The organism is Microtetraspora malaysiensis (genome assembly GCF_050947145.1).
Taxonomy (GTDB): domain Bacteria; phylum Actinomycetota; class Actinomycetes; order Streptosporangiales; family Streptosporangiaceae; genus Microtetraspora_A; species Microtetraspora_A malaysiensis.
On sequence record NZ_CP191998.1, the window covers coordinates 3,160,775 to 3,176,462 of the forward strand.

The following is a 15,688-nucleotide window of genomic DNA, read 5'->3' on the forward strand; positions in this document are numbered from 1 at the left end:
GGCGAGGTCAGCGGGCGGGCCGGAGGCCGGCCACGTTGCGGATGAGGTCGCCGACGCGGACGATGCCCATGCAGCGGCCGACCTCGTCGACCACCACCAGATCGTCGTAGACCCGGGACGCGTCACGCCCCGCGAGCTGCATCGCCGCGATCGCGGGGGTCGTCCTGGGCACCGTCCTCGGGGCATCCGCGATGCGCCTGGCCGGTTTCTTGGCATGCAGCGCGTGGCCGTACGCGCCGGCCATGAAGAGCAGGAAACGGCTCCGATCGGCGCTCCCCACCGGCCGCTGGTACTCGTCCACCAGGATGACGCTGGTGATCGACGGCTCGGAGCCGAACGCTCCGACCACCTCCTCCGCGGTCGCCTCCGCGGACAGCGTCACGCCGGGGAGCAGCAGCTCCTGGACCCGCGGTCCGAGCAGCGCCGCCGCGGGCGTGGTGTCCGGCACGGGAAGCGGGACGCGCACCCGGACCCGCCCCGCCGACGGCTTCCAGTCGATCGGCGCGAGCAGCGGGCCCTGCGCCAGCCGGATGCCCCAGCCGCGCACCGCGGCGAGCTGGGTCTCGTCCCGCAGTCCGGGGGCGAGCACGTGCGTGCCGAGACCGCGCGCCACCCCGACGAGCGACTCGGCGAGCGCGCTGCGACGCGGGTCACGCGGCAGCCGGTCCACCAGGTCGCGTGCCAGCACCACCACGTACGGCGAGGTGTCGGCGAGCAGATCGAGCGGCAACGGCGCGCTGCCGAGCCCGCCGAAGGCGATGAGATATCCGGCCGCCCGCAGGCCGTCGATCCCGGCGAGCAGGGCGCGCCGGTCGGCTTCCGGGACCTCCCCCTCGACCACCAGGATCAGTTCGCGCGACCTGCGGCCCGACACGCGCACCGCCTCGTGCAGCGGGGCCAGGCCGCCGGAGCCGCCGATCACCGCGCGGGCCGGGATCGGCAGCACGAGCGGGAGCAGGGCCGCCGCCCGTGACGCGGCGAGCAGGCCTCGCACCGTGCCGGAGACGTCGGACGGCGGGGCCCCCGGTACGTCGCCCGTGTTCACCTCCACCGCGACGACTCCGCCGGTGTCGAGATCCACGATCGGCACGAAGACCGGGGTGGGCGGGTGGCCGGGAGCCCGCGGGTGGGCGCCGGAGGAGCCGGGCGCGGGTGCGTCCGGGGCGGTCTGGGCGGATGGCGCCGCGAAGGGAAGGGGGACCGACACGGTTGAATTGTGCTGCCCCGATACCCGTGATCGGTGGGGCAGAAAGCGAAGTTCACCCACTTTTCCCCTGCTGTTCTGTGGGGATATATCGCCGCAGGTCCGGCACGTCACCGGACGATCCGATGCGCCCTTCGGAGCCGCCGGAACCTTCCCCGGTATGCCGCCTGAGCGCCTGCCCCGAGGAGCCGCAGGAGCGCATCCCGCCGCCGCATGACAGTGTCGACCAGACCGGCGTGGGCATCGGAGATGACCATCTGCACCCCGGATAGGCCGCGCCCGCGCGTGCAGGCCCGCGCGTGCAGGCCCGCGCGTGCAGGCCCGCGCGTGCAGGCCCGCGCGTGCAGGCCCGCGCGGGCGGTACTCGCCGTCGATGAGCGGCGCTGCGCTGCGGCGGGTGGCTGCTCCCGAGTGCGTGGTTCGCGCCGCTGCTGAACGGCGAGCGCTGCCGAGCGGTGAGCGCTGCTGAACGGCGACCACTGCTGAACGGCGACCACTGCTGAACGGTGACCGCTGCGCTGCGGCGGGCGGCTGCTCCGGCGCGCCGTGATAGCCGGCCTCTGGCGTTACCGCTTCGCGGCTTCGGGCGCGGTGGTACATGGCACGGTCCTACGCGCGCCTCCACAACCACCCGCACTCCGCTCCGCTCACCCTCGCGCCGGCTCCTCGCCGTAGGCGCATCGCCTCGTCCTCGGCCTTCTTCTCACCGCAACCTGGGAAACCCGCTCATGGTCAGGCGCTACCGGGAAACCAGCTCATGGTCAGGTGCTGCCGGGAACGCCGCTGCGCTGCGGCGGGCGGGCCCTCCGGCGCGCCGTGATAGCGGACCTCTGGTGATGCCGCTTCGCGGCTTCGGGCGCGGCGGTACATGGCACGGTCCTACGCGCGCCGGAGGTCCCACCCGCACTCCGCTCCGCTTTCCCGTCGCACCCACTTCTCACCGTCACACGCCCTGCCCCGCTTCCCGGCGCACCTGCTTCCGCCGCCATGCACCCTGTCCCGCTCTCCCGCCGCACCCACTCCTCACCGCCACGCACCCTGTCCCGCTCTCCCGCCGCACCGACCTACGTCCACATTCCAGAGCCGCTGGTTCGGGAAAGCAGACTTACCGAACCAAATCCACAGATTCCCCAAATGGGCCTTTATTGACCCATCTACCGATCGCCGAGTTAGGTGCGTAGGCGGAACTCTGCGGCGTTTTCCGGAGCGGGAACTGTGACTCCAGGAAGATGCTTCCCAGCCCATTCATGCGGGCTTACGGGGAAGGCGTTTTTGTCGGTGCCGATGGTTACCGTCACCCTGTGACCAAACAACGGCAGCCGATCCCGCCCGGCCTGGAGCACCTTGCCCCCGGCGCGGAGCTGGCCGCCGTCCTGGCCGGGATCGACATCACCCTCCTGGACGGCTTCGACGCCGTCATCGTCCTGCAGGCCTATGCCCGCCTCGAAGCGCACGTGCAGGCCCGGAAAGCCACCGTGATGGCCGAAGTCGGCCTCTATGAGATTTCCGCCAGCGGCATGGAGAAAATGCCCGAGCCGGACAAGAACTCACCCGACGAAATCCGGGCCGCGTTGCGGCTCACCCGCCGCGCGGCCGAGCGTGAATACGGGATCGCCTACGACCTCAAAGTCCGCCTCCCCATGGTCCGAGACGCCCTGGAAGCCGGGACGATCGACAAAACACGGGCGGTGGTGTTCTGCGACTGGCTCGAAGACATCCCCATCGAACTCGCCCGCGCCGTCGCAGGGCACCTGCTCCCCAACGCAGGCCGGTGGACCACCAGCGAACTACGCGAGAAGATCAAGAAGCTGCTCATCGCCGCCGATCCCGGCTGGGCCCGCCGCCGTTATGAGCGGGTGGTTCACCAGCGGCGGGTCGTCGGAGTGCGCCACGCCGACGGCTCGGCCACCATCACCGGCCAGCAACTGCCGGTGGACCAGGCCGCCGCCGCGATCGCCCGCGTGGACGCCATCGCGATACGGGCCAAGAGGACGGGCCTGCACGCCCCGATCGACCACATCCGCGCGGATGTGTTCCTCGGCCTGCTGGACGGCAGCATGTCCGGCCTGGACGACGACGGCGTGATCGCCGTCTTGTTCGCCGCCGCCGCCCGCAGGAAGGCGGGTGAGGAAGAGGACTACGACGACCAGCTTTCTGACGACCCCTCGACCGAAGACCCCTCCACCGGCAGCCCTGAGGATTCCGGTCCTCTCGATGGCGGCGAGACCGGCCACGCCAGCACTCCTGATGACACCAGCGCACCCGCCGACACGTCCCAACCGCAGGCCACGTCCCAACCGCAGGTGCGGGAGGGTCAGGGCCGTCCAGGCCACACCACCGATCCCGGCGCCCCTCGCCCCTTCGATGGCGGCGAGACCGGCCACATCAGCACCCCTGGTGACCCCAGCACACCCGATGACCCCAGCGGGCCCGACGACACGCGCCAACCGCAGGCCACGTCCCAACCGCAGGCCACGTCCCAACCGCAGGCGCGGGAGGGCCAGGGCGGCTGCGACCCCCTCTCATCCGACGCGGCTTCCCCGGCTGCTGCCGCGTCGGTGGGGGCTGGCAACGGCGCGATCGGCAAGGCGCGGGCCGGGGGCCGGACACGAACACGGACCGCCGCTGAATCGGCGCGTTCAGATGCCGAAACTGACGGGAGGGCGGGTGTCCGAGGGGGTGGGAAGGTGCGGGCAGCGTCTGATGGCAGTCAGAGCGCGCCCCTCGGGTATGCGGCCGGTGAACTGCGGGTGCGGGCGTCCACGCTGATGCATCTGGACGACCTGCCCGCCGAATTGGCCGGATGGGGGCCCATTCACGCTCATCTCGCTCGTATCGTCGCCAAGCGCCAGATCGGCGGCGAGTGGCGGTTCGCCGTGTGCGATGAGGACGGGCACCTGTTGTTCGCCGGGGTTACCCGGCGTCGTCCCGGAGGCTGGCCCCGCCAGACAGGGGTTGCCCAGAAGCTGGGGGTTGCCGGGGAAGCGGAGCGAGATGTGCGAGCGGCGTCGGTACGCGGTCGCGGGATCGTTGAGCTGCAGTTCCCGCTGTCTCTGCTGCGCGCGTTGCATGCCGATCTACACGCGTTGGGCGGCTGGGCCGGTGTGGTCGCCGATGCCGTCGGCCAGTACGAGGCCGCCGGCCCGGACCACGCCCCCGGCGAGGGTGCGGGCGATGGCGCTGATGCCGGTCGAGGCGCTGGTGCTGGTGGGGCTGATGGTGTCCGGAGCAGCGGCGGTGCATATTCCGCACCTGCCGGGGCTGTCCCGCAGGAGGCGGCCCCGCATGACGGTGCGAGCGACAGCGGGGATGGGCGGCGGCGGTTCCCCAGAGCGGGCCTGCGGCGGCACATCCAGGTCAGGGACAGGGTATGTACGCATCCCGGCTGCCGTGCCCCGGCGACCCGGTCGGAGCTGGACCACACCCGCCCCTACGCTGCGGGTGGTTCCACGAGCGAGGGGAACCTGGCCGCCGCGTGCGCGCATGACCATGACCTGCGTGACAACGGCTGGCAGGTCGTGCGGACGGGGCCTGGTCATGTGACGTGGATCAGCCGGACGGGTCACCGCTACCCGGCCCAGCCGCCGCCCGTCATCGAACCGCTGCCCGAGCCGTTCGCCCCGGCAGGCTGGGCCCACCTCAGGCCCGCCGATTCCGGGTACGGCGCGGGCAGCATCACCGACCCCGCCGTCGACGAACTGCCCTACGTACCGGCCTACCGGTATGAACCCGCCTGGTGGGAGGAACCCCTCGCCAAACCGGACACGGCACAGGAGGTCACTGTTCGTGCCGGTCCGCCGGCTGACCCGGCCGAGGACATCCCGCCCGTCTGCAATATGGCGTGCCGCCACGTCCGGTAGGCCCACGTGTGCCACACGGTGCAGGGGCGTAACCGTGGGAAGCGGGTGTGGCGGGAAAGCGCGCGATGGCCGCGCCAGCGGCATCACCAGAGGCCCGCTATCGCGGAGCGCCGGAGCAGCCCGGCCGGGGGGAAGTAGGGGATAACCTCGGGTCCCATGACGGCACGACCGGCCGCGGGTGGGGGCAGATGGGTCACGGTGGCCCCGGAGCGCGTTGAGCGCTGGGCGGGCGGCTTCGCGGCCCGGCACGGCGGCGCCGAGGCGATCGCGACCCCCGATCTCGTACGGCTGACCGCCGCCGACGGGGCGGTGGCCGAATTGCACGTCCCGTTCCCGCCCCTGATGCTGGCAGAGGCCCTGGAACAGGCCGCCATCCGGGCGGTTGAGCCCGAGAGCGGCGCCCGGCGGGACCTGGCGCGCGTCGCCGACCAGGGGGCGGGGCACGGAGTGGGAGCGGACACCGAGCACTCCGAGGCCGCGCTTGGCGACCCGGTGGCGGCGCTCGCCGCGCACGCGCGCCGCGACCGCCTGGTCGGTGTCCTGCTCGTACGGCTCGGCGGCCACGCGGCGGGCGTGTTCGACGGGGAGCGGCTGGTGGCGTCCAAGGTCGGCTCCCGGCAGGTCCACGGCCGTAGTGCGGCGGGAGGGTGGTCGCAGCAACGGTTCGCCCGGCGCAGGGAGAAGCAGTCGGCCGAGGCGCTGGAGGCGGCGGCCGACGTCGCCGCGCGCGTGCTGCTGCCGTACGCCGGTGAGTTGGAGGCGGTCGTGCTCGGCGGGGATCGGCGGGCGATCGACGGTGTGCGCCGCGACCGGCGGCTGGCCCCGCTGCTCGCCTTGGAGCAGCCGCCGTTCCTCACGGTGCCCGATCCCCGGCTGGCCGTTCTCAGGGAGACGCCGGCGACGTTCCGCGCGGTCCGGGTCCGCGTCGTCGGCTGAACCGGTACAGCCCGGCGATCCCGAGGAGCCGCCGTGGATCTTATGGTCCCGGGAGGAGCGGTGCGCAGGCCGTACACTGGGCGCTATGCGCGCTCCCGACTAGATCATCTCCCCGAGATCGCACGGACCCGCTCTGGCACCCCTCCGGGCGTTCGTGCGACCACGCGCCGGTCCTGACCCCACCACACGGGATGTTCCCCTGATCATGATCATTGCAACTGATATCGAGCTGCGCGCCGGGTCCCGGCTGCTCATCGAGGGCGCCTCGTTCCGGGTTAACCCGGGCGACAAGATCGGCCTGGTCGGCCGCAACGGCGCCGGAAAGACCACACTGACCAAGGTGCTCGCGGGCGAGGGCATCCCCGCCGTCGGCTCCGTCACCGCCACCGGCAGCGTCGGCTACCTTCCGCAGGACCCCCGCTCGGGCGACCTGAGCATCCTCGCTCGCGACCGCATTTTGTCCGCCCGCGGGCTGGACGACGTGTTGCGCGAGCTGCGCGCCGCCGAGCAGGGCATGGCCGCCGACGACACGCGCACCCGCGACCGGGCCGTCCGCGCGTACGGGCGGTTGGAGGACCGGCTGCATGTCCTCGGCGGGTACGCGGCCGAGTCGGAGGCCGCCTCCATCGCCTCCAGCCTCGGTCTGCCGGACCGGGTGCTCACCCAGCCCCTGGAGACCCTCTCAGGAGGGCAGCGCCGCCGGGTCGAGCTGGCCCGGATTCTCTTCAGCGGAGCGGAGACTCTCCTGCTTGACGAGCCGACAAACCACCTCGATGCGGACTCGATCGGGTGGCTTCGTGATTTTTTGCGATCCCACCAGGGCGGCTTGGTGATCATCAGCCACGATGTCAACCTACTTGAAGCGACGGTAAACCGGGTTCTGCACCTGGACGCCAACCGCTGCGTGATCGACACCTACAACGTTGGCTGGACGGCCTACCTCACCCAGCGCGAGACCGACGAGAAGCGCCGCAAGCGCGAGCGGGCCAACGCCGAGAAGCAGGCGTCGGTGCTGCTCGCCCAGGCCGACCGGATGCGGGCCAAGGCCACGAAGGCCAAGGCCGCGCAGGACATGGAGCGCCGCGCCCGCCGGATGCTGTCCGGCGTCGAGGGTGAGCGGCGCAGCGACCGGGTCGCCAAGCTGCGCTTCCCCGAGCCCGCCCCCTGCGGCAAGACCCCGCTCACCGCGGCCGGGCTGTCGAAGTCGTACGGCTCGCTGGAGGTCTTCACCGACGTGGACGCCGCCGTGGACCGCGGCTCCCGGGTGGTCATCCTGGGCCTCAACGGCGCGGGCAAGACCACACTGCTGCGCATTTTCGGCGGTCTGGAGCAGCCCGACACCGGCGAGGTGCGGCCCGGCCACGGCCTCAAGCTCGGCTACTACGCCCAGGAGCACGAGACGCTCGACCCCGACCGCACGGTCCTGGAGAACATGCGCTCGGCCGGCCCCGACCTGGCCGACGTGGACCTGCGCAAGGTGCTCGGCTCGTTCCTGTTCACCGGCGATGACGTGGACAAGCCCGCGGGCGTCCTGTCTGGCGGGGAGAAGACGCGGCTCGCCCTGGCGACGCTGGTGCTGTCGAGCGCCAACGTGCTGCTGCTCGACGAGCCCACCAACAACCTCGATCCGGCCTCGCGGGAGCAGGTCCTGTCGGCGCTGCGCTCGTATGCCGGCGCGATCGTACTCGTCACGCACGACGAGGGCGCCGTCGACGCGCTCCAGCCCGACCGGGTGATCCTCTTGCCGGACGGGGTAGAGGACGCGTGGAGTGACGAATTTTCCGATCTTGTGGCCCTCGCCTGATCTTAATTTGAGCGGGTAGGGATCTTTTCCGGCTGAGTAGGTAGCCGATCCCGCGGAAATGACTGATCATGGCCTGAGTAACGCTGCGGAAGTCTGGCACTACAGGAGGTACTCGTGGCCGAGACTCTTAAGAAGGGCACCCGGGTGACCGGGGCCGACCGTGAAAAGCTGGCCAGCGATCTCAAGAAGCGGTACGCCGCGGGTGAGAGCATCCGCGCGCTGGCCGCTTCGACCGGCCGGTCCTACGGGTTCATCCACCGCATCCTGAGCGAGTCCGGCGTGGCTCTGCGCGGGCGCGGCGGGGCGACCCGAGGGAAGTCCAAGCGCTAGAGATCCGCCTCGCGGGCGCGCGACCGCAGCCGCACGTTCCAGACGTCGTACGGTCCCGCCAAGAGCCATCAGAACGATATTCGGTAGGCTCGGGCGGGACCGCGGAAAACGACGGACGCAGGAGCTGTGGATGGCGGACGCGACACTTGGGGGGAGCACGGAGGCGATCTCGGCGGCTGAGCTCGCGGAGATCGGACTGCGCTGTGAGGTGGACGGCGAGATCGCGACCATCACCCTTGATCGGCCGGAACGGCGTAACGCTCAGACGTTCGCCACCTGGTCGGCACTGGCCAGGATCGGGGAGAGCCTCCCCGGCCAGGTACGGGTGGTCGTGATCCGTGGTGAGGGGCCGTCCTTCTCAGCGGGCATCGATCTGCGCATGTTCACGCCCGAGGGGGTGCCTGGGCAGGGATCATTCGGTACGGTCGCCACGCTCGACGACGCAGCCTTCGAGCAGGCGGTCGCCGAGGCCCAGCGCGGGTTCCTGTGGCTTCGCCGGCCTGACATCGTCTCCATCGCCGCCGTCCAGGGTCACGCGATCGGCGCCGGGTTCCAGCTCGCGCTCTCCTGTGACCTGCGGGTCGTCGCGGAGGATGTCAAGTTCTGCATGAAGGAGCCGGCGCTCGGGCTGGTCCCCGATCTCACCGGCACCAAGCCGCTCGTCGACATCGTCGGCGTCTCCCGGGCGATCGAGATCTGCCTGACCGCGCGCACCGTCGGCGCTGACGAGGCGCACCGGCTCGGCCTGGCCGAGCTGGTGGTCCCGGGCGAGGAGCTGTCCCAGGCCGTACGGGATCTCGCCGCGGCGCTGCTCGGTACGAACCGGGACGCCGCGGCCGCGACCAAACGGCTGCTTCAGGGTGCCCCCGGCCGGACCCTGGAGGAGCAGGCCGCGGCCGAGCGCGCCGAGCAGGCGCTCCGCATCCGAGCCTTGTTCGCCTCCAGCTGACTCCGGGAATGGGCGGTATCCTCCCCGGTGCTTCACAAGCGGGAGGATGAGCGTGGCGATGATGGGCGGGGGCTACGGCCCCCAGGTGATGCGGTCTCTCCGGCGTGACAGCTCGGTGACCAAGGAACGGCTCGCGCCCGGCACCGTCCGGCGCATCGCGGGGTATGCCCGGCCGTTCAAGCGGCAGATCGGCGGCTTCCTCGCGCTGGTGGTGGTCGGCGCGTTGATCGTGGTCGCCAATCCGCTGCTGATGAAGTCGGTCATCGACGACGGCATCGTGCCGCGCCGGGTCGACGTCGTGGTCTGGCTGGCCGTCGGCATCGCGGGGCTCGCCGTGGTCGACGCGCTGATCGGCCTGGCCCAGCGGTGGTTCTCCGCCCGCATCGGCGAGGGCTTGATCTACAACCTCCGCACCGAGGTCTTCGACCACGTGCAGCGCATGCCCGTGGCGTTCTTCATGCGGGCGCAGACCGGCGCGCTGGTGTCCCGGCTCAACAGCGACGTCATCGGCGCGCAGCGGGCGCTCACCAGCACCCTGTCGTCCGTGGTGTCCAACGTCGTCAGCCTGGTCGTGGTGCTCGGCGCCATGCTGGCGCTGTCCTGGCAGATCACCCTGGTCGCCCTCGTCCTGCTGCCGATCTTCATCTTCCCGGCGAAATGGGTCGGGCGCCGCATGTCGGCCCTCACCCGCGAGCAGATGCAGCTCGACGCCGAGATGAGCTCGCTGATGACCGAACGGTTCAACGTCGCCGGCGCCATGGTGGCCAAGCTGTACGGCCGGCCCGAGGACGAGGCGGTCCACTTCGCCGGGCGGGCCGGACGGGTGCGCGACATCGGCGTGATCGTCGCGATGTACGGCGCGGTCTTCCGCATCGCGCTCGGCCTGGTCGCCGCGCTCGCCACCGCGCTCGTCTACGGCCTCGGCGGCGCCTTCGCCATCGGTGGCGCTTTCGAACTGGGCACGCTGGTCGCCCTCGCCGCCCTGCTGATGCGCCTGTACGGCCCGCTCACCAGCCTGTCGAACGTCCACGTCGACGTGATGACCGCGCTGGTCAGCTTCGACCGGGTCTTCGAGGTACTCGACCTGAAGCCCATGGTCGCGCAGGCGCCCGACGCCCGCCCCGTCCCCGCCGGGCCGGTGACGATCGAGTTCGACGACGTCCACTTCCGCTACCCCGCGGCATCCGAGGTGTCGCTGGCCTCGCTCGAGTCCGTCGCCCGGCCGGACACCGGCCCGTCGCAGCCGGTGCTGCAGGGGGTGTCGTTCACGGCGCGGCCCGGAGAGCTGGTCGCCCTGGTCGGTCACTCCGGCGCGGGCAAGACCACGATCACGTCGCTGGTCTCCCGCCTCTACGACGTGAACGAGGGCGCCGTCCGGCTCAACGGACGCGACGTCAAGGACGCCACCATGGACAGCATCAGGGACACAGTCGGCGTCGTCATGCAGGACTCGCACCTGTTCCACGACACGATCGGCAACAACCTGCGCTACGCCCGGCCGGAGGCGACCGACGAGGAGATCTGGGAGGCGCTGCGGGCGGCGCAGATCGTCGACCTCGTCAGCGCGCTCCCCGAGGGGCTGGACACGGTCGTCGGCGACCGCGGGTACCGGCTCTCCGGCGGTGAGAAGCAACGGGTCGCGCTGGCCAGGCTGCTGCTCAAGGCCCCCAGCGTCGTCGTGCTGGACGAGGCCACCGCCCACCTCGACTCCGAGTCCGAGGCGGCGGTGCAGAAGGCGCTGAAGATCGCGCTGGCCGGCCGTACCTCCCTGGTGATCGCGCACCGGCTCTCCACGATCAGGGAGGCCGACACGATCCTGGTGATCCAGGACGGCCAGGTCGTCGAGCGGGGCGGCCACGACGAGCTGCTCGCCCGCGACGGCGCCTACGCCGAGCTCTACCGGACCCAGTTCACAGGTAGCCCAGACGCGTGAGCTCCTCGCGCGCCACCTTCTCGGCCAGCGCGAGATCGGTGGCGGACAGCCGCGCCCGCCACGCCCCGGCCGGCGAGGGCGCCGTGCCGTACAGGGCGGCCGTGGAGAGCGGGGCCGAGAGGAACTCCGCCGTCGCCGCCACGGCCTCGCCCGGTTCGGCGAGCACGTCCTCGTAGCGGAGCGTCAGCAGCTGCTCGCGGGGCAGCTCCCTGCGCAGGGTCGCGCTGAGCCGTACGGCGGCCCGCCAGCGCAGGGCGCACTTGCCCGCGGCGGGCATCTTCAGCCAGCGCTCCCGGTGCTCGGCCGACCGCACCCCGAGGAATGGGCTGGGGAATTCGGCGTCCTCGCTGAGCATGTGGGGGCGGAACCAGGTCATGCACGCGGGGTCGGCCAGCATGTCGGCGACCACGTCCCGGCCGTCCCTGACGATCTGGACGAACCTGGCGTCGGGGAACGCCCGCAGCAGCACCGGGGCGCTGTAGAGCAGATCGGGCCCGGCGTCGCCGAACACGGCGGGCGCCCGGCTTCGCACGCACGGGCCGTCCTCGACGACGCCGCTCGCCTCCCGGCAGGCGGCGGGGCACCCGGTACAGGCGTCCGGGCCGATCCGCCACGCCTCCGCCAGCGCGTCCCTGATCACGCTCGGCGCGCCGCCGCTGCGCGCGATCGACGGCCGGCGCGCGAACGCGTAGACGACGCGGGCGACGGCGGGGCGACCCATCGTCACGTGGAAGCCGGCGGAACGTTTCAGCACGCGGGCCAGCAGGTCAGCGCCGGAATGGGGGGCGCCGAGCACGAACACCGGACGATGGACCTTGACGCCGTTGACAACCAGGATGTGTGTCGGAGGTCGCATAGGTACGGCTAGTCTGACACCCTTTGCGAGGTGAACGAACGCAGCGACACCGGGTCGTGTCGTGGTTGAACGTCCGCGCCGGCTGCGTCCCGGCGACACCGTCGCCGTCGTCGCCCCCTGCGGTCCGGTGGATCCCGAGCGGCTGGAACGCGGCACCGGTGTTCTCCGCGGGCTCGGCCTCAACGTGATCGTCGGCTCGCGGGCGCTCGGCAGGCAGGGGTTCCTCGCCGGCCCCGACTCCGCCCGGGCCGCCGACCTCCAGGCCGCCTGGTGCGATCCGCAGGTGTCCGCGGTGATCTGCGCCAGAGGCGGCTACGGCGCCACCCGGCTGTTCGGGGTGCTGGACTGGGACGCGATGCGCGCCGCCGGGCCGAAGATCCTGCTCGGGTCGAGCGACGTCACCGCGCTCCACCGGGCGTTCGCCGCGGAACTCGGCGTCGCGACGCTCTTCGGCCCGATGCCCGCCTGCTCCCTCCTCGGCGTCCCGGAGGGCCCCGAGCCGGAGACGCTGGCCCGGCTCCGCGCGGCGCTGTTCGCGGGCGAGCGGCCCGAGCCCGTCCACGGGGACCGGGTCCTCCTCCAGGGCCGGGCCGAGGGCCCGCTGGGCGGCGGCAACCTCAGCCTGCTCGCCGCTCTCTGCGGCACGCCGTACAGCTTCCGCGCGGACGGCCACATCGTCCTCCTGGAGGACGTGGGGGAGGTGCCGTACCGGATCGACCGGATGCTGACGCAGCTCCTGCAGGCGGGCGTTCTGGACGGCGCGGCGGGGTTCGCGCTCGGGTCGTGGACGCGCTGCGGGGACCCGGACGAGGTGCTCGACGTGGTGGCCGGGCGGCTGGCCCCGCTCGGCGTCCCGATCGTCGCCGGCCTCCCCATCGGCCATGGCTCACCACAGTTCAGTGTGTGGATGGAGGCGGATGGGGTTATTGATACGCAATCGTGTTCTCTGACTGGTCTCTTCCGCTATCCGGAGCGGGCACCCTGAAACGCGCCCGGAAAAATCCTGGCGCGGCGGAGGGATGGTGCTTTGGGACTCTTGCGGCGACTGCGCGGCCGGAAGCGGCCTGACCTTCCCGCACCGAGATCCGTCGAGGACGTCGACCTCGACTCCCTGCTCGCCCTGGTCGCCGAGACCATGGGCTTCACCTGCTCGTTCGCCCCGAACGGGACGTCCCTGACGATGGGCTCCCCGCCGCCCGGCGACGGCCGGGACGACCGGCCGGGCCAGATGCGGGTGGTCAACCTGGTCGGGCTGCGGCGCGAGGCCGCCCGCCGGTCCCGCGAGGACTGGCCGATGCTCGTCTCCGAGCACCTCGCCCACGCCGTGTCGGGCGAGCCGTTCGACGCGTGCAACCTGGCGCCGATCCGGCCGCTGCTGCGCACCCGGGTGCGCGCCGCCGACGACCCGGCGATCCCCGACCCGTCCCGGATCATCGGCCGCCATCTCAGCGCCGACCTGATTGAGGTGCTCACCATCGGAGCCCGGCCGGTACGCCCCGAGGAGGCGTTCTGCTGGCCCATCCCCCCGGCCGAGGCGCTCGGCGTCGCCGTGGCCAACGCGCTGGCCGACGAGCGGCCCGCGGTGTCGCGGATCGACCTCGGCGGGGTGCGGGCGGGGCTGCTCGCCGCGCCCAGCGCGGCGGCGCACCTGCGCAGCCTGGAACGTTACGTGCCGGTCCCCGACGACGGAATGCTGGTCGCGCTGCCCCACCCCGGCGTGCTGGCCCTCCACCCCGTGGACGGCATCGGCGTGGTGCGCGCGATCGAGCGGCTGCGGATCTTCGCCCAGCGGGAGTACGACGAGCGGCGCGACGGGCTCAGCCCCCACGTCTACTGGTGGCACATCGACGCCGGGCACGGGTGGCGGCTCACCCGCATCCAGGCGGACGTGATCGCGCAGGACGGCCAGACCCGCCTCGTCATCGCGCCGCCGCCGGAGTTCGCCCGGCTGCTGGCCAGGATCGCCGGCCAGGCCCGGCCCTGAGCCGGGGCCTGGGTCGGGGTCAGAGGCTGAGGGCCTGCGCGGTGTGGATCAGCGGCACGTGGCTGAACGCCTGCGGGAAGTTGCCCGCCAGCCGGCCCCGGCGCGGGTCGTACTCCTCGGCGAGCAGGCCGACGTCGTTGCGCAGGGACAGCAGCCGCTCGAACAGCTCGACCGCCTCCCTCCTGCGGCCCACCATCGCCCGGGCCTCGGCCAGCCAGAAGCTGCAGGCGAGGAACGCGCCCTCGCCGCCCGGCAGGCCGTCCACCGGGTTGTCCTCGGCGGTCGGATAGCGCAGGACGAAGCCGTCCGCCATCAGCTCGCGCTCGATCGCCTCGATCGTGGAGCGCACCCGCGGGTCCTGCGGTGGGAGGAAGCCGACGATCGGGATCATCAGCAGCGCCGCGTCCAGCTCGCGTGAGCCGTACGACTGGGTGAAGGTGCCGCGCTCGGAGTCGTAGCCCTTGTGGCACACCTCGGCGTGGATGCGGTCGCGCAGCGCCGTCCAGCGCTCGATCGGGCCGGTGCGCTCCAGCTCGCGGACCAGGCGGACGGCGCGGTCGGCGGCCACCCACGCCATGACCTTGGAGTGGACGAAGTGCCGCCGGGGGCCGCGGACCTCCCACAGGCCCTCGTCCGGCTCCTCCCATCCGCTCTCCAGGAAGTCCATCAGCTTGCGCACCAGCGACCAGGCGTGGCCGTTGGGCGGCAGCCCCCCGCGGCGGGCGACGTACAGGGAGTTGACCACCTCGCCGTAGACGTCGAGCTGGAGCTGGCTCGCCGCGCCGTTGCCGATGCGGACCGGGCGGGACTCCTCGTAGCCCGCGAGCCAGTCGAGCGTCATCTCGGGCAGCCGCCGCTCGCCGGCCACGCCGTACATGATCTGCAGGTCCTCGGCGCGGCCGGCGATGGCGCGCAGCAGCCACTCGCGCCACGCGCGGGCCTCGTCGAGATAGCCGGTGCCGACGAGGGCGTCGAGGGTCATCGTGGCGTCGCGCAGCCAGCAGTAGCGGTAGTCCCAGTTGCGCACGCCGCCGAAGTCCTCCGGCAGCGAGGTCGTGGGGGCGGCGACGATGCCGCCGGTCGGAGAGTAGGTCAGCGCCTTGAGGGTGATCAGCGAGCGGACCACCGCCTCGCGCCAGCGGCCCTTGTAGTCGCAGGCGGAGACCCACTCCTTCCAGAGCTGCTCGGTCTCCGTCAACTGCTCGAACGCGTCGATGCGCTCGGGGCCGTCCAGGTGGGACGGGTGCCAGGTGAACACGAACGGCACCCGGTCCCCGGCCGAGACGGTGAAGGTCCCGGTGTGGTGGTAGTCGCCGCCCTTCAGCGGGACGGCGGAGTGCAGCCACACCGCGTCAGGTCCGCCGACGGCCAGCAGTTGGCCGTCCACGCGGCGCACCCAGGGCACGATCCGGCCGTAGTCGAAGCGGATGCGGATATCGGTGGCCATCTCGACGCTGCCCGACAGGCCCTCGACGATCCGGACCAGGTCGGGGTTGGACTGCCGGGGCGGCATGAAGTCGATCACCTTGACCGCGCCGGTCGGCGTCTCCCACACGGTCTCCAGGATCAGTGTCTCGTCCCGGTAGGACCGCCGGGTGGCCATGGGCTCCGGTTCGCCCCCGCCGCCTCGGCCGCCCGGGCCGTTCGCGCCGAAGGCGCTCGCGGGGGCGAGCTTCCAGCGGCCGTTGGACGCGTCGCCGAGGAGGGCGGCGAAGCAGGCGGGGGAGTCGAACCTGGGGAGGCAGAGCCAGTCGATCGAGCCGTTCCGCCCCACGAGGGCGGCGGACTGCATGTCGCCGATGAGCGCGTAGTCCTCGATCCGCATGCGGATC

The 15,688-nt window shown here is 72.1% G+C and carries 11 protein-coding genes; 8 read left to right on the forward strand and 3 right to left on the reverse strand.

What is annotated here, in order from left to right; all coding sequences use genetic code 11:
- Positions 1-7: 7 nt before the first annotated feature.
- On the reverse strand, positions 8-1,207 hold the full coding sequence (locus ACQP1V_RS15060; protein WP_433423173.1) for an EAL domain-containing protein: 1,200 nt from the start codon (positions 1,205-1,207) through the stop codon (positions 8-10).
- Between the two features lie 1,244 nt (positions 1,208-2,451).
- Between ACQP1V_RS15060 and ACQP1V_RS15065 the strand changes: the two genes are divergently transcribed.
- The 6 genes from ACQP1V_RS15065 (at position 2,452) to ACQP1V_RS15090 (ending at position 11,016) form a co-directional block, all read left to right on the forward strand.
- Complete coding sequence (locus ACQP1V_RS15065) at positions 2,452-5,064, forward strand: DUF222 domain-containing protein (RefSeq protein WP_433423176.1); 2,613 nt, start codon at positions 2,452-2,454, stop codon at positions 5,062-5,064.
- Positions 5,065-5,220: 156 nt separating this feature from the next.
- Positions 5,221-6,000 carry an acVLRF1 family peptidyl-tRNA hydrolase gene (locus ACQP1V_RS15070; protein ID WP_433423179.1) on the forward strand — a complete coding sequence of 260 codons (780 nt, stop codon included), beginning with the start codon at positions 5,221-5,223 and terminating at the stop codon, positions 5,998-6,000.
- 205 nt (positions 6,001-6,205) lie between these two features.
- Positions 6,206-7,804 carry an ABC-F family ATP-binding cassette domain-containing protein gene (locus ACQP1V_RS15075; protein WP_067131631.1) on the forward strand — a complete coding sequence of 533 codons (1,599 nt, stop codon included), beginning with the start codon at positions 6,206-6,208 and terminating at the stop codon, positions 7,802-7,804.
- Positions 7,805-7,918: 114 nt separating this feature from the next.
- Positions 7,919-8,134, forward strand: coding sequence for a helix-turn-helix domain-containing protein (locus ACQP1V_RS15080; RefSeq protein ID WP_061255603.1), 216 nt, complete (start codon positions 7,919-7,921; stop codon positions 8,132-8,134).
- 130 nt (positions 8,135-8,264) lie between these two features.
- The gene (locus ACQP1V_RS15085; RefSeq protein ID WP_387411022.1) at positions 8,265-9,083 is read left to right on the forward strand and encodes an enoyl-CoA hydratase/isomerase family protein; all 819 of its coding nucleotides are present in this window, start codon (positions 8,265-8,267) and stop codon (positions 9,081-9,083) included.
- A 52-nt stretch (positions 9,084-9,135) separates the two neighbouring features.
- On the forward strand, positions 9,136-11,016 hold the full coding sequence (locus tag ACQP1V_RS15090) for an ABC transporter ATP-binding protein (protein ID WP_387411366.1): 1,881 nt from the start codon (positions 9,136-9,138) through the stop codon (positions 11,014-11,016).
- On the opposite strand, the gene ACQP1V_RS15095 is transcribed toward ACQP1V_RS15090, so the two are convergent.
- Positions 10,994-11,872, reverse strand: a complete 879-nt coding sequence (locus ACQP1V_RS15095) for a sulfotransferase family protein (RefSeq protein ID WP_433423182.1) — start codon at positions 11,870-11,872, stop codon at positions 10,994-10,996. The two genes, ACQP1V_RS15090 and ACQP1V_RS15095, sit on opposite strands and share 23 nt — an antisense overlap.
- A 61-nt stretch (positions 11,873-11,933) precedes the next feature.
- Here ACQP1V_RS15095 and ACQP1V_RS15100 point away from each other — a divergent pair, with 61 nt between their 5' ends.
- Both ACQP1V_RS15100 and ACQP1V_RS15105 read left to right on the forward strand, forming a co-directional pair.
- Positions 11,934-12,857 (forward strand): S66 peptidase family protein, encoded by a 924-nt coding sequence (locus ACQP1V_RS15100; protein ID WP_433423185.1) that lies wholly within the window; start codon positions 11,934-11,936, stop codon positions 12,855-12,857.
- A 42-nt stretch (positions 12,858-12,899) separates the two neighbouring features.
- Positions 12,900-13,856: a hypothetical protein gene (locus tag ACQP1V_RS15105; protein ID WP_387411027.1), complete on the forward strand. Its 957-nt coding sequence runs from the start codon at positions 12,900-12,902 to the stop codon at positions 13,854-13,856.
- A gap of 19 nt (positions 13,857-13,875) precedes the next feature.
- Here ACQP1V_RS15105 and ACQP1V_RS15110 read toward each other — a convergent pair whose 3' ends face one another.
- Entirely contained in the window at positions 13,876-15,681 is a 1,806-nt protein-coding gene (locus ACQP1V_RS15110) for a glycoside hydrolase family 15 protein (RefSeq protein ID WP_433423188.1), read from the reverse strand.
- Positions 15,682-15,688: the final 7 nt, after the last annotated feature.